The following is a 15,686-nucleotide window of genomic DNA, read 5'->3' as shown; positions in this document are numbered from 1 at the left end:
ATATAGTCTAGGCAATAGAATTACTATGATAAATATCAGTCCTGTACTGGTAGAATTAGAAACGGAATTGTTGCATAAATACTCAAGTCCATAATTACTGGTTCATGTAAAAAACGCTCAAAGAATTTTCTTCTATGGTATGACATTGCCAACATGTTGATTTCTCTTTCAGCTATAAAATCTTGAATGACATTAGCTTTATCGGCATAGTTCCAAATTTCATCATAACTATGCGGCGTTTGCACTAAACATTTATCTAATAGTTTTTGATTGGATACCTGTTTAGGTGTCATTATTTCTTCTTCATTAATATGCAGAACCGCTATAGATGCATCTGTTATATTGGCAATATTCAATAACATTGAAATTGTTGATTTTGTACACCCTTTTTTATAGTCGGTCACAAAAGCTATTTCTTCTATTGGTTTAAAGGCAATCTCTTTTGGTATGGCCAGTATGGGGCATGTGGTAATGGTATTAGCAATTTGAATTGTGTTACTGCCCATAAATAACTCTTTGGCACCTGTTTTACCTTTATTTCCCAAAACTACGAGGTCTATTTCATGGCTCTCAATAGTTTTTGAAATGACCGATGGCAAACTACCTTTAACAGAAATAGTATTGAATTTATGTAATTTGTTTCCCGTGTCAAGTACTATTTTGTGTACAGTTTTGGTCAAGTTATCTTGAGATGTAGTTTGTAATTTTTCTAACTCTTTCTGCCCTGTGAATAAAACATTCTTAGCATTTACAATCATATCGTCATATGCATGTATTATGTGAAAAGTACATTGCTTTGACGCAAAAATTTGGGTAGCATAATAGAGCGCATTATAAGCTTCATTCGAAAAATCTGTAGCGACTAATATATTTTTGATATTCATAATTTTATTGTGGAATTACTAAGAATGGAACAGTAACGTGAAAGCCAATTTTCTTGATTACAGGTTCAATGAACAAACGTTCTAAAAAGGTGTGTTTATTTTGTACCATAACCAACATGTTTATTTTTTGTTTTACCTGAAAATCATTGATTGCTGCGATAATTTCATTGCTGGATACTTCGTGAAAAAATCCATTTTTTGATAATACCTGGGCTAATTTTTCTTTATTTTTTTGTTGAACAGGGGTTAGGACATCGCCTGTATAAACATGCATTACGTTAACTTGAGATACATGAGAATTTACAATTTTTAAAAGCTGAGACAAGCTGTTTTTATCTAGTGATACTTCAAAATCATTCGGAAAAAGTATTTGCTCTGGAGTTTCATATTCAAATTTTGAAGGAATCACCAAAACGGGGCATTTAGAATTCTTAATGACATGTACCGTATTGGTGCCCAATAATATTTCTTTAGCACCGGTAGCGCCCTGGGTACCCATAACAACGATATCTATATCTTCAGCCTCTACCGTTCTGCTTACCTCGCTAGAAAGAACATTTAATGCAGAATGGGTAATAAAGGTATGTAAAGGATTATCAAATTCTTTTAATAATTGCTCTTTGAGGTTTTTAAGATTGTCTTGCGAGTTTTGCTGTACAATATCTCCAAGACCTATTTGCGCCGGACTCCCCATCAAATATTCTGTATGGTATACGGGTGGCATATAACTGTTTAATAGATAATAGGTACATTTTAAATCTTTGTACAATTTAAGTGCGTAACTTATTGCTGTAAAAGAGTTTTCAGAAAAATCTGTGGGTAGTAGAATACGGGTCATAATACTATAATTTGATACTTTAAAATTAAGTACGCTGAGTAATAAATAGTATGACATTCGTCATCTCGGTTCTATTAATTATTTATTATTCTTAAGTAATAAAAGCATATCTATGAAGAAGAAATTTAAAAAGAGCATAGCGTCAGATACTCCTACATTGGTTTATTTTTATGCGCCATGGTGTGCACCCTGCAAATTATTGAGGCCTGTAATAGAACAGGTAATAGAGGAGTTTGGAGAAGCAATAAAAAGCATTGAAATAGATGTAGAGGTGAAACTAGGTATAGTTAAAAGATATAAAATTAAAGGGGTGCCGACTTTAATACTTTTTAAAAACGGTACGCCTCTTTGGAGGCATACCGGTGTAATGCCGATCGAAGATATAAGAACAGTCATAAAAGAGCATATTTAAGACAATAATCAATTTTAATTGACTTTTAAATATTATTCATGAATGACCAAAAATGGCACTTTTGTATGATAGCTAATTTTCTCGACAGTAGGTCTAAACAGAATACGCTCTAAAAAATTAAGGTTTTTGGCGACCATTATCAGCATATCTAGATCTCTACTTTCTGTAAAACATTGAACGGATTCATCTAGGTTTTTTCCTGTAACTTCATGAAATGTGCATTCGTTTTCTTTATAATAATCAAGTAATAAATTTTTAATTTTTATTTGATTGGCATTTAGTTCTTCCCCTTTACTAGAAACATATAATAATCGTAGAGCAGATTTTTTTAGTAGTATAATATCCTTAATGGTGTCTAGTATTTTTACATCATAGAATAAATTTAAATCAGACGGAAAGCCTATTTCTGATATTTTTTCATAAGTAGCGTCTTCAGGTACGGCCAATAACGTGCAAGGTACTTTTGTTATAACATTACCGGTGTTACTACCTATAGACACAGATTTAAGACCAGAAGCTCCTTTTGTTCCCATAATTATAAGTTCAATGCTCTTATTCTTGACGAACTCTTTAAGCTGATCTGTGAAAAAGCCATAAATAGCTTTAAAGTGAAATTCGTGCTTAACGTTTAACGGTAGCTGTTCTATTTTTTTACTAAGAGCCTTAAGTTTTTCTTTACTTTCTGCTAGTATCGTTTTTTCTAAAATATCTGGAGAGACATACATGGCAGCTTCTCCACTCGCATTGGTGTTAATAGAATTTATGTGTACAATATGAAAGGTACAATGTGTCTTTTTAAAGAAAGAAATACCATATACTAATGCATTCCATGCATTATCTGAGAAATCTGTAGGTATTAATATATTTTTCATTAGAATAGTTTAATTATTAGAATAGTGTAATGTTATTGAGGTAAAAATAAGACCGGTATCTTAGAGTGAAATGCTACCTTTTTTACGACTGCTTCACCAATTACTTTCTCCCAAAAAGTATGCTGATGTCTTAGAATGCTTAAGAAGCTAGACTCTTTGTCTTTGGCATAAATGTCAATACTCTTAGAAATATTATTTTCAAAAGTTATATTCTTAAATTTAATATCGAACCCAGATAAACGTTCTTTTAATACTTCTTTATGGGCATCTTGGTTATCGTTCAAATTAAACTCTATGGCTACATGAACTACTTCAATGCCGGCATTCCAAATTTTGCTAAGTTCAATAATGGGATCAAATAGATTTTTCTTGTAAGAATCACTAAAATCAGTGGCGAAAAGTATGGATTTCAAACTTTGAAAATTGTAACCTGTAGGTACTACAAGAATTGGAATATTTTTTATTTGGTTCAATACTTTTACCGTATTACTGCCTAAGAAAACTTCTTTGGCACCGGTTGCACCTTGTGTACCCATGATCAATAAGTCGATATCATTTTCGTTTATGGCCGATGCTACAGAATCTTCAATGTTTCCTGGTTTAGAAAGTGTAGTAAAATGATGTTTTGTGTTTTTATGATTTATTTTAAGATATGAAAGCACCTCTTCTAGCTCTTGTACCGAATATTTTGAAAGCGAATCATAGATTACACCAAGTCTTTGTTGACTTTTAGAGCCCATTAAATTTAATGGGGAAGGTTCATAGGCATGCAGTAAATAAAATTGACAATCTACTTCTGCATAAATTTTTAATGCCGTAAAAATGGCGTTCCAGGCATTTTCTGAGAAATCTGTAGTAATCAATATTTTCTTCATGGTACAGTGATTTTAGTTAGCGAGGTAGATTTTGCATTACCAAAAACGGAATGGTAGGTGAAAGACCAATTTCATCAATGGTAGACCGGTAAAGCATATCTTCTAAAAAAGAGTGTCTTGAATTTACCATGACCAGAAGATCCATTTTGTTCTCATTGAAGTAAGTTGTTATTGCTTTAGACCTATTTTCAACACCTGTTCTAACAAATGATAATCTAGCATTAGGTAAAGATTCTTCCAAGAATTTTTTGTTATCCAATTGTCTAAGGCTCAAATCTTCAAAATCAGAAATATATAGACTATGAATTTCTGCCTTGAATTCTGCAGCCATATTATCTAGCAGTTTCAATTCTCGACGTTTATAGGGAAGCATATAGTTGCTTGGAAAAAGTATTTTTTTTGGCTGATTGTAGTCATATTGGTCAGGAACTGCTAAAACCGGACATTTTACATATTTAAAAACTTGTACCGTGTTGCTGCCAAAAGTAATTTTAGAATTAGCGGTTTTACCCTTGGTGCCCATTATTATCAAATCAATATTTTTTGAGTCTGCAAAGTCATTAATGGCATCTACTAAAGATTCAAATGAGGATACAGCTTCGTATGTGTGTAGCGGATTATGAGTTTTTGTTTGTGTATCTGTTATAAGCTTGTTTAATTTATTCTCAGAATCTTTGGCAATACTATTCTTTTGTTTATCAAAAGTTTCTTTATCCACATTATGATAAGGACCATATACTTCATCTGCATATGCATGCACAAAGAAAAAATTGGAACGCTCACATTTAAATACATTTAGGGCGTATGATATAGCGTGGTCTGCATTTTCTGAAAAGTCAGTAGGTATGAGAATATTTTTCATGGCTTATCTTTTTAATCACTCTAAAAGTATTAGACCATGTAAAAAAATCCTATGATAATTATCATGCGGTAAATAGACAAAAGCTGTATATCTGGTTAAATCTTGAAGTAAAGACATCGTATATAGGTGAATTGTAGATTAAACACTTCAGTTTTGGTTATTTGACCAATAAGAGGTGTTTTTTGGTCTATCTCTTTGACTGAGCTCACATTAAAACCCTTCAATACTGATATTCGTCATAGCCATTGTTTTTTACTGAGCGTACATTCGTAAAGCATTTTAAATATAGGATCTAAAAACAGTAAAATATCGAGCTATGAAAAGATTAGAAAATAAAGTTGCAGTTATTACCGGAGGAACCGGAGGAATTGGTCTTGCAACGGCCCACCTTTTTTTAGAACAAGGGGCAAAGGTTGTTTTAGTTGATATTGATGCAGAAGCCATTGATAAAGCCCGCACTAAATTTAATGACAAGAATATATCTTTTTTTCAAGCCGATGTTTCAAAGAAAGAGGATACCATAAAGTTTTTAAATCATACCTTAAAGACTTTTGACAAAATAGATATCTTCTTTGCCAATGCCGGTATAGAGGGTATATCAAGTCCTATTTCAGATTACCCAGAAGATATTTTCGATAAAGTAATAGCGGTAAACTTGAAAGGGGTATGGTTGGGTTGTCAATATCTTCTTCCGAAGATGGAAGCTGGTGGTAGTGTCATCATTACTTCATCGGTTGCAGGCTTAAAAGGTTTTGCGGGGTTGGGAGCATATGTTGCTACAAAGCATGCCGTTGTTGGGATAATGAAAGTTGCAGCCATAGAGAACGCAGCTCGAAAAATTCGTGTAAATACCATACATCCCGGTCCTGTTGACAATGAAATGATGCGTAGAATAGAAAGAGATATGTCACCAGATAGTCCTCATGAGGTTAAAGATAGTTTTATAGCGACAGTTCCTTTTGATCGTTACGCTACCTCAAAAGAAATAGGTGAACTTGCCTTGTTTTTAGCTTCAGATGAAAGTAAATTCATTACAGGTTGTACACATGTTGTTGATGGAGGTATGGTAAATGCATAATTTGTAATAGAATATTTTTTTGTAAAACTTGATTTTGTAAATGACAACCTTTATAATTTCAAGTTTTATTTTTGAAAGCAGTACCTTAGAAAATAAAACTAGTATAAATGACCATTCATAATTTAGGAGACGAAAATTCAATTCTCAATCAGTTTATTTCAGAAATACGAGACTCACAGATTCAAAAAGATGCTATGCGTTTTCGTAGAAATATAGAAAGAATAGGGGAGGTTTTAGGTTATGAATTTAGTAGGACTCTTTCATACAGCTCTAAAAATGTAGAAACTCCGCTTGGAGTTAAGTCTATGGATTTAATTCAAGATCAAGTGGTTATATGTTCTATCTTAAGAGCAGGTTTACCTTTGCATCAAGGACTCTTAAATTATTTTGATACTGCAGAAAACGGATTCATATCCGCATTTAGAAAACATGAAGACAACAAAGATGATTTTGAGGTCATCGTCAACTACTTTGCAGCACCATCTTTAGAAGGTAAGATTTTAGTACTTTCAGATCCAATGCTGGCAACAGGTAAAACTTTAGAAAATGTTTTAAAAGCCTTAAAAGAACATGGCAAACCCAAACAAATTCATATTGTTTCTGTTATAGGATCAAAGCAAGGCATTGACTTTGTTGAAAAAATCTTTCCAGAGCAAACACATTTATGGATCGCTGCAATAGATCCAGAATTGAATGCCCGCGGATATATTCTACCAGGTATTGGCGATGCCGGAGATTTAGCATATGGCGAAAAGCTATAATTATGACTTTTTCTTAGAACGTTTTATTCCTTTTACAAGTTCATACCAAAGTACACAAATAGCACCTATAAGTATAGTGGTGCCTAGTTGAGGTATAGATAAACGTTCAAATTCAAAAAATTGGGTTAAGGTTGGTATATAAAGCATTGCAAGCGAAAGTATGATGGTTAGACCTATGATCAATGGCACCAAATTATTTTTGTATTTCAAAGTGGTGAAAATTGAATAATAAAAAGATCGGTTTACCAAGGTTAAAAATATATTTGCCACGATCAACACCATAAATACCATGGTACGAGTACTATTTTCAGAGAACCCTTCGGTTACCGAATATTGATAAGCAGCTAGTGCACCTATAGTTATGGCTAATCCTTGTATGATACTGGTAGTCAGTTCTTTGTAATTGAAAAAAGTTGTTGTAAAAGGTCTTGGTTTTTTTATCATTAAATTTTTCTCAATCGGTTCGTTTTCAAATATAATAGAGCAGGTAGGACCCATTATCAGCTCCAAAATAATTACATGTGAAGGCGAGAATATATTTGGATAAATCCAACGTAGCGCCAATGGTATAAAAACGGTGAGGATGATGGGTATATGAATAGAGATGATATACTGAATTGCCTTTTTAAGATTGGTATAAATTTTTCTACCCATAGCAACGGCGTCTACCATTCTTGAAAGGTCATCATCAACTAAGATTAATGAAGCGGCTTGTTTGGCAATTTCAGTACCTTTTTTACCCATAGCAATACCAATGTGAGAAGCTTTTAAAGCAGGGCCGTCGTTTACGCCATCACCCGTCATTGCAACGACCTCATTATTCTTCTTCAACGCATTTACAATTCTCAGTTTCGCATCGGGGAACATTCTAGAAAATACATTGATATCTTTTACTTTTTCTTGTAGTTCAGCATCTGTAAGTTGCATTAATTCATCACCCGAAATACATTTTTCATATCCTATAAAATCAATTTGCTTGGCAATTGCCATCGCGGTATTTGCATTATCGCCAGTTACCAGTTTAACTTCAATACCAGCGCTCTCAAAATCTTTGAGTACTTGCGGAATATTCTCTTTTGGCGGATCGTAAAAGGCTATGATTCCCTTAAAATCAAATGTAAAATCTTGCTGCTTTTTCGGATAATTTTCTCCTTCAAAATTCGCTTTGCCAACCGCAAGCATTCTAAAGCCATCTTTACCTAGGTCGTCAAGTGTATTCTGAATAGTTTCAATTTCAGTAGTTGTTAGATTGGATACTGCAATTATTGCCTCTGGAGCTCCTTTTGCGGCAATAATTTGTTTGCCTTCTTTATTCTGAAAGATGTGGGTCATCATAGGCGGCTTACCACCTAAAGGGTATTCATGAACCATTTTATAATTTGGTCGCTCATCATTATCGCTCAATTTTTCGTATAAATTATGAATCGCAATTTCCATAGGATTAAAGGGTATAGGTTCACTGGCCCACATAGAAATGTCAATTAACTCTTTTTCATTAGCCCCTAAAATATCGTCAGTATTTACTATGGTGCCGGTCTTTACTGTAAACAATTTGGCCAAAGCCATTTTATTCTGTGTAATTGTACCGGTCTTATCAGTGCAGATAACAGTAGCACTACCTAGTGTTTCAACAGTTTTCATTTGCTTGACCACAATACCCATTTTCATAAGGCGCCATGCACCCAAAGCCATAAATGTGGTAAATGCTACAGGTATTTCTTCCGGTAGAATACTCATTGCCAAGGTCAATGCTTTTAATAAGCTGTCTAATACAATACCAGAACGCAGGTAATTTATACCCCATACCAATAGAAATATGATCCCTCCCCAAATAGACATTAGTTTTACGAAGTTGAAAATCTTGAGCTCAAGCGGTGTTTTTTCTTCGGTAATATCGTCAAGGCTTTTTCCTATTTTTCCAAGCTTTGTTGAGTTGCCTATTGCGGTAATTTGGGCAATGGCCAACCCACTACCTACCGTGGTTCCTGTAAAAATAAGATTGTCAGTACTTGTAGCATCTTTATAAACAGAAAGTGACTCGCCGGTTAAAATAGATTCGTTCACAGAAAAATCATTAGAATGAACAATAATACCATCCGCAGAAATGGTTGAGCCTTCTTCTACAATGATATAGTCGCCTAATACTACATCTTGACTATCAATTTCTACAACATTGCCGTTACGTATGACCTTACTTTTTGGGTGCGTTAATTTTTTTAGATTCTCTAACGCTTTTCTACTTCTTGAATCTTGAAATAACGATATAGATCCAACAAGAACAATGGCAATAGCTAAGAAAACACCATCACCAAAATTCCCCGTAATAAAATAAATTGACGAAGCAATTAATAGTAAAATAACCATGGGCTCTTTGGCGATACTCTTTAGAGCTTCTATAAAGCTATTTTCTTTTTTATAGTAGAAAGAATTGATGCCATGTTCTTTTCTAGAAGCATCGACCTGTTCATTGGTGAGTCCGGTAATTCCAAAGTCTGTAGCGTTCGTCATGAACTTATTTTGATTTTTCTTTACTGATTTTGAACATACAATAAGGTACTAAAGTATTTGAAATCTTTAGCTAACTCACTGATATTTATCATATTATTTTAATCGAAAAATGTGCAAATTTATATAACTAATAATCTTAGAATACTATTCATATGGAAAACGTAGTTAATGATGTTCGCATAATTATGAAAGAAACTTACGCTAAGTTGGTTTCTTTTAAACGCAAAGAAAATAGGGGATCTTTTAATAGTGAATTATTAAAGGTATTGCCCCAAATATATAGATACGTTTCTAAAAGACTTAATAGTGCAGTTGCCAATGGTAAATTAAATAAGGGTATGTTTGACCCAAATGATTTTACCGACCAGTTATTTATTGAAGTGTATGACAATATAGACGATATAAAGACTGAAAATGAATTACATATTTTCTTGTTTAAAAAAGTGGATGAATTGTTGGAAGACAGTTTGATAGAAGAAGAGTTTGATCATGTGTTTTTTGATAATATAGATTCCTATTCTAAGCAGGAATGGGATGCAATGGAAGAAAATTATACTCAAGATGCTGATGGCGATTTCTTGTTATTAGAAGAGTTAGATGATACATTTTTAGATAAAAGCAACTATTCACTTAGTCACGTTTTTATAACGGAAGAAGAAAAACAATTGGCAGACAAGCTCGATGCCTCTTTGAATAAAGAACGCATTTATCGTCATATTCAGTTAGTGCTCAACAAAATGAATATGCCCATGAGAACTGTTTTTGAGCTCTTTACAAATGAAGGTTTGACGACAAAAGAAATAGCTGAAATACGTAAAACAACAATTACCCAAGTAGAAGAATTATTGACTTCTGCAAGGCAACTATTAAAAGATAGTTTTGAAAAAAGGTTTTTGTTTGAAAGTAATTAAAAAAGAAAAAGCTCTCTTTAAAAATGAGAGTTTTTTTATGCAATTTCAAAAGTTATTTAATGATCAGTAGTTCGTAACTCTTATTTTTCCGTTTAGTTCAGTGATGTTTATTCTAAAAACTATTGGAGCATCTTCTGCATCAATTTTAGCGGAAAACTCGCTTATATATTTAGGATTCTCACCGTACTTATTTGATATTACTTTTTTCACTCCTTCTGAAAATTCATGTAGCATATGTTTGGCATCTATTCGGGCAAGTTCTTCAAAAGTACCATGCAGCAATACCGATTTCCAATTGGCTATAGAGGCAATTTCGTCTACGGCAAGACAAACGGTGGTGTTTTTTCTCATTTCCCGAATTTTATGTCCCTGAGAAGAATAACTTGTTATAGTGTTAGTATCCAAATCGTAGAAGTAGGTAATGGGTACAATGTGTGGACATTCGCCAGAAATATATGCAAGCCTGCCAATGTAGTTTTGCTCTAACAATGCTACACATTCTTTTACGTTCAAATTTCTTCTCATGACCTATTGTTGTTTATTAATTTTATAAATGTATACATCATTGAAATAGTTGCACATGATATTGGTCATTTATAGTTTGTTGCTATAGTTTCACTTGCAATTTTCAAAGGGGGCTTTTTTAAGGATATTCGCAAATGTGAGCCATTATTACCCTTATTTAAAATTTAGATTTGAAATTTTTAAGGTTATTTTTAATGACCAAACAACAATCAAAATTTAATCAATGACTAAATCAACATTAAAAAAAGTACCATCAATTTTAAAATTATTAATGCTCCTGTTTTTAGTAGCTTCATGTAGAGAGGAAACCACAAAAAATTTAATCTATACTACACAAAATACGATTAAAATAGATGAAGATGATTCTAGGGACTCTATAATTTTAAAGGCTGCCCATGTAGTTCCTTCAAAAAATCAAATGAATGCTTTAAAAGACGAATTTATAGCATTTGTACATTTTGGACCAAATACATTTACAAAACTTGAGTGGGGCAATGGTATGGAAGACCCTTCGGTGTTTAATCTGAAAAATCTAGATACCGATCAATGGTGTAGGGCAATGAAAGATGCGGGTATGAAAAAGGTAATCATTACTGCTAAACATCATGATGGCTTTGTATTATGGCAAAGCAGATATACAAAACATGGCGTTATGTCTTCGCCCTTTCAAAACGGTGAAGGAGATATTCTCAAAGAACTATCCAAATCATGCGAAAAATATGGCATTAAGCTAGGTGTTTATTTATCGCCTGCAGATTTATATCAGATAGAAAATAAAGATGGCTTGTACGGTAATTTAAGTGAGTATACTGTACGAACTATTCCAAGAGCAGTAGAAGGAAGACCATTTGAAAATAAAACAACTTTTGAATTTGAAGTTGATGATTATAATGAATACTTTTTAAATCAACTATTTGAATTGCTAACCGAATACGGACCAATAGATGAAGTTTGGTTTGATGGTGCTCACCCTAAGCGAAAAGGCGGACAACAATATAAATATAGAGATTGGAAAAAGCTTATCACAGCTTTAGCTCCCGACGCGGTGGTATTCGGTAAAGAAGGAACGCGATGGTGCGGCAATGAAGCCGGAGCAACGAGAGAAACAGAGTGGAATATAATACCATACGCTGAAGACCCTAGAACAATGAACTTGTTTGCCGATATTACGGGTGAAGATGTTGCAAGTGTCGATAAGCTTATGAAAGGTAAATACTTGCATTACCAGCCAGCAGAAACAAATACCTCAATTAGAGAGGGTTGGTTCTATAGAAATGAAGACGAGCAGAAAGTAAGAAATACAGATGATGTTTTTGATATCTACGAAAGGTCCGTTGGTGGCAATTCAATTTTCTTATTGAATATTCCTCCAAACAGAGAAGGGAAATTTTCAGATAAAGATGTAAAAGTTTTAAAAGAAACGGGTATTCGTATTAATGAAACCTATGGTATTGATTTATTGGAAAATGCTGATGGTCCGGCAGAATTATTGGATACCGATGAAGACTCTTTTTTAGTATTGGATAATGATAAATTAATACTCGAATTTACACTGCCAAAAGAGGTAAAGATCAATAGGTTTACAATTCAAGAAGATGTGAAGAGGCACGGTGAACGTGTATCTCGTCATGCCTTGGATGCATGGGTGGATGGCTCATGGCAAGAATTGGTTTTAAGCACGAATATTGGGTATAAAAGAATTCTTAGATTTCCGGAAGTAGCAACTAATAAGTTGCGATTACGTATACTTGATTTTAGAGCTATTCCCGTGCTTCAGAATGTATCTGCCCATTTTTACAAAAGTAGACCTCCTGTTTTAGATATTCATAGATCAGAAGCGGGCTTGGTTGATATAGCTCCTAAAATGGCAGATTTCAAATGGAAACCTCATGGTGAAAACGCAAGTGGTAATTTAACTAAGGGTATGAAAATTGTTTATACCACCAATGGTGAAGAGCCCAACGAGTCATCTACAATTTTTAGTAAACCATTTTCATTTGCCAATGGTACGGTTAAAGCATTGGCAATTATAAACCAAGATTTGGGCAGTGTTGCTCAATTGAGTCTTGGGTTGCAAAAAAATAATTGGAAGGCTGTTAAAGCCAGTAGTAATTATGAAGATCACCATGTCAATTTGTTGTTTGATGAGAATAAAGATTCGTATTGGCTATCTAAAGAAGGTGTTGACGAAGACCATTATGTTACTTTAGATTTAGGGGATGAAACTGAAATCAGCGCTTTTAAATATACACCGACTTCTACAATTTCGACAGGAATGATTGAAAAAGGAATTATTTATAGCAGTATGGACGGTATTCATTGGCAAGCTGAAGAAACATTTGAATTTGGTAATCTGATCAATGATCCAACGGGTAGACTGTTTAAGTTTAAAAAATCATTTTCTACGAGGTATGTAAAACTACAGGTAGTAGAAATTGCGGGAGGTAATTCTTCTGCAGCAATAGCTGAATTAGATTTTTTTAAGTAGTGCTATTAAGATATTCTAAAAAGGATTCTACTTCCACTTAAAAGGTAGAATCCTTTTTTAGTTATAGATAAACTATTGTGAATATAGGCTTACGGTTATTTCTCACGTACCTGTTAAATCAAAACCATAGAAGATAATCGCTAAATTTTCATATCCGGAATAACGGTTCTTCAACGAATTCTAGATAATACCCAACGAATTCTAAAAGCACCCAAAATTACCGTTCGTACCCCTTTAGATTTGACTTTAAATAGTAATAATCTAAAACTACGATCATGAAACCACTTTACACCCTTTTACTTTGCATTACCTGTTTTATAGGTTTTTCCCAAGACGGGGATAGTCCGTATTTACTGGTCGCTACCGAGAATGCCAATATACCTTTAAAATCTTCAATTACAGAAGTCAATATAGCTGGCACCATTGCCCATGTGCGGGTTACACAAGTCTATCAAAATAAGGGTGCAGAGGCAATTGAAGCCAAATATGTGTTTCCGCTTTCTACACAAGCAGCGGTTCATAAAATGCATATGATTGTTGATGAGCGACTTGTTATTGCTAAAATATTTGAAAAGCAAGAGGCACAAAAGGTGTATGATTCCGCATTGCAAGAAGGCAAACGTGCTGCTAAATTAGACCAGCACAGACCCAATGTATTTCAAATGAACGTTGGTAATATTATGCCCGGCGATGAAATTACGTTGGACATTTATTATACTGAAATTCTGGTGCCTGTAAATGGCGAATATCAGTTTGTAGCGCCAGCGGTTGTGGGACCCAGATTTACAGGTGAAAATACGGATAACGAAGAAAGTTTCAATATGCCGTATACCGCTAAAGGAATAGCAAATACGTTTAATTATGATATTTCGGTGAGGTTGAATGCGGGAATGATCATTCAAAATGTCACTAGTGCATCACACCACATAGCCGTCGATTATCCTGATGCAAAAACAGCCGAGATTATATTGTCCGAAGAAAATAAAAATCCGTCGAACAGAGATTTTATCCTAAACTATAATTTAAGGGGCAATCAAATACAAACCGGACTTTTAATGTACGAGGGTGAAGATGAAAATTTCTTTACGTTTCAAATGGAACCCAATATTAATGTGGTGTTAGATGATATTCCGGCACGTGAATATTTGTTCATCGTAGATGTATCGGGCTCTATGAACGGTTATCCATTAGAGGTGTCAAGAACATTGATGCGTAATCTTCTATGCGGATTGCGAATGACCGATACGTTCAACGTTCAGTTATTTGCATCAAGTTCAACCATTTTTAGTCCCACCCCTGTAGAAATTAACGAACAGAATATTGAAGCCGCCATTCGGTTCTTATCCGAAGGTCAAGGTGGTGGCGGTACCCAGTTATTAAGTGCACTTCAAACAGCATACAAATTACCCAGGAAAGACATGAGCGTTGCAAGGTCTATGGTGGTAATTACAGACGGTTATGTTAGCGTGGAAAAAGAAGCTTTTGAGCTTATTGCAAATAACCTGGATCAAGCTAATGTCTTCACATTTGGCATTGGTTCTAGCGTCAATAGGTATTTAATTGAAGGTGTGGCAAAGGTGTCTAATAGCGAATCTTTCATTGCCACTACCTCAGAAGAGGCTGCGGAAGTAGCCAAAGACTTTGCAAATTATATAGCAACACCATTATTGACACGGGTAAAAGTAGAGGCTAGAGGATTTGATATGTACGACCTTGCCCAAAAGAGTATACCAGATGTTTTCGCGGCAAGACCAGTTGTTGTACACGGAAAATATAGGGGTAAGGCAGAGGGTAAAATTATAATAACCGGTTACCAAGGCAAGAAACGTTTTAGGGAGGTTTATAATGTTTCTGATGGTAGTGTCAGCAAAACGAACAGGGCATTGGGCTACTTGTGGGCTAGAAAGAAAATAGCGGAGTTAGACGATTACAAAAAGTTATTTAATGAAGATGTGAAAGCTGAGGTGGTTGCACTAGGACTCAAATATAACCTGCTGACCAACTACACCTCTTTCGTAGCAGTAGATGAAACTATAGTCAATAAAGATGGTACGCTTAAGAACGTAAAGCAACCCTTGCCAATGTCTGAAAATGTAAATAATTCAGCCGTAGGTGCAGAAGCAGAGGTAAAGGAAAGTAGCAAATTCAAACGCACGTTTACCATAGATTTTGATAATGAAATTGAGAAGAATGTAAAAAGACAATTGACAATGGAGTTTAAGGTGATGTACAGCAAACTTGTGACGGACTATTTAAAAAAGTATGACAGTCTGCGCATAAAATTCAATGCAGAAGGAAAAGTGGTTTGTGTAGAAAAACTTGAAAATGGTATCTGGACGATAGATGAAACCATACAATTGGAATTGGAGAAAATCAGTTTAAAATCCGTTAAAAAAGAAATGACGTTAACCCTTAAAAAGTAGACAGAATCAGTTTTCGTTAAGCAGTTTTAATAAAAACGTCTTTGCGAGGCACGAAACAATCTGTATCAAGTTGATAGCGATTGCTTCGTGCCTTTTTATAATATCTAATGTTTGCTTTCTAAATGGTCTCTTTTTCTTTATTGAAATATCAAGTAAGAACATATAGCATCTGAATAAATACGGGTATTTCAACGAATTCTAGAGGAACAGCTACGAATACTAGAACACCCCTTTAAAAGCCCTAACTCT

General features: G+C 34.3%; 13 protein-coding genes. 6 read left to right on the top strand and 7 right to left on the bottom strand.

The genetic code is table 11. The features are described 5' to 3' along the window. Positions 1–35: 35 nt before the first annotated feature. The gene (locus DFQ03_RS10920) at positions 36–884 is read right to left on the bottom strand and encodes a universal stress protein (RefSeq protein ID WP_133673224.1); all 849 of its coding nucleotides are present in this window, start codon (positions 882–884) and stop codon (positions 36–38) included. A gap of 4 nt (positions 885–888) precedes the next feature. Then, the gene (locus DFQ03_RS10915) at positions 889–1,722 is read right to left on the bottom strand and encodes a universal stress protein (protein WP_133673223.1); all 834 of its coding nucleotides are present in this window, start codon (positions 1,720–1,722) and stop codon (positions 889–891) included. Between the two features lie 112 nt (positions 1,723–1,834). On the opposite strand from DFQ03_RS10915, the gene DFQ03_RS10910 reads away from it, so the two are divergent. Further along, complete coding sequence (locus DFQ03_RS10910) at positions 1,835–2,134, top strand: thioredoxin family protein (RefSeq protein ID WP_133673222.1); 300 nt, start codon at positions 1,835–1,837, stop codon at positions 2,132–2,134. Positions 2,135–2,166: 32 nt separating this feature from the next. Here DFQ03_RS10910 and DFQ03_RS10905 read toward each other — a convergent pair whose 3' ends face one another. The 3 genes from DFQ03_RS10905 to DFQ03_RS10895 are packed head-to-tail and all read right to left on the bottom strand — an operon-like array spanning position 2,167 to position 4,743. Then, positions 2,167–3,006, bottom strand: a complete 840-nt coding sequence (locus DFQ03_RS10905) for a universal stress protein (RefSeq protein WP_133673221.1) — start codon at positions 3,004–3,006, stop codon at positions 2,167–2,169. Between the two features lie 32 nt (positions 3,007–3,038). Further along, the gene (locus DFQ03_RS10900; RefSeq protein WP_133673220.1) at positions 3,039–3,881 is read right to left on the bottom strand and encodes a universal stress protein; all 843 of its coding nucleotides are present in this window, start codon (positions 3,879–3,881) and stop codon (positions 3,039–3,041) included. 16 nt (positions 3,882–3,897) lie between these two features. Next, on the bottom strand, positions 3,898–4,743 hold the full coding sequence (locus DFQ03_RS10895; protein WP_133673219.1) for a universal stress protein: 846 nt from the start codon (positions 4,741–4,743) through the stop codon (positions 3,898–3,900). Positions 4,744–5,059: 316 nt separating this feature from the next. Between DFQ03_RS10895 and DFQ03_RS10890 the strand changes: the two genes are divergently transcribed. Both DFQ03_RS10890 and upp read left to right on the top strand, forming a co-directional pair. Next, positions 5,060–5,821 (top strand): SDR family NAD(P)-dependent oxidoreductase, encoded by a 762-nt coding sequence (locus DFQ03_RS10890; protein WP_133673218.1) that lies wholly within the window; start codon positions 5,060–5,062, stop codon positions 5,819–5,821. Positions 5,822–5,928: 107 nt separating this feature from the next. Further along, the gene (upp, locus tag DFQ03_RS10885) at positions 5,929–6,582 is read left to right on the top strand and encodes a uracil phosphoribosyltransferase (RefSeq protein ID WP_133673217.1); all 654 of its coding nucleotides are present in this window, start codon (positions 5,929–5,931) and stop codon (positions 6,580–6,582) included. On the opposite strand, the gene DFQ03_RS10880 is transcribed toward upp, so the two are convergent. Further along, positions 6,583–9,090 carry a cation-translocating P-type ATPase gene (locus DFQ03_RS10880; protein WP_133673216.1) on the bottom strand — a complete coding sequence of 836 codons (2,508 nt, stop codon included), beginning with the start codon at positions 9,088–9,090 and terminating at the stop codon, positions 6,583–6,585. Positions 9,091–9,242: 152 nt separating this feature from the next. Between DFQ03_RS10880 and DFQ03_RS10875 the strand changes: the two genes are divergently transcribed. Beyond that, entirely contained in the window at positions 9,243–10,001 is a 759-nt protein-coding gene (locus DFQ03_RS10875; RefSeq protein ID WP_133673215.1) for an RNA polymerase sigma factor, read from the top strand. Between the two features lie 63 nt (positions 10,002–10,064). Here DFQ03_RS10875 and DFQ03_RS10870 read toward each other — a convergent pair whose 3' ends face one another. Beyond that, a complete protein-coding gene (locus tag DFQ03_RS10870) occupies positions 10,065–10,526 on the bottom strand; it encodes a pyridoxamine 5'-phosphate oxidase family protein (protein ID WP_133673214.1) in 462 nt (153 codons plus the stop codon). Positions 10,527–10,749: 223 nt separating this feature from the next. On the opposite strand from DFQ03_RS10870, the gene DFQ03_RS10865 reads away from it, so the two are divergent. Together DFQ03_RS10865 and DFQ03_RS10860 are read left to right on the top strand one after the other, a co-directional pair. Beyond that, positions 10,750–13,014, top strand: a complete 2,265-nt coding sequence (locus DFQ03_RS10865; RefSeq protein WP_243834479.1) for an alpha-L-fucosidase — start codon at positions 10,750–10,752, stop codon at positions 13,012–13,014. 275 nt (positions 13,015–13,289) lie between these two features. After that, entirely contained in the window at positions 13,290–15,437 is a 2,148-nt protein-coding gene (locus DFQ03_RS10860) for a VIT and vWA domain-containing protein (RefSeq protein WP_133673213.1), read from the top strand. Positions 15,438–15,686: the final 249 nt, after the last annotated feature.

Origin of the sequence: Maribacter caenipelagi, from assembly GCF_004364175.1 — a bacterium.
Classification (GTDB): Bacteria; Bacteroidota; Bacteroidia; order Flavobacteriales; family Flavobacteriaceae; genus Maribacter; species Maribacter caenipelagi.
This window is presented reverse-complemented; position numbering and strand designations above follow the sequence as displayed.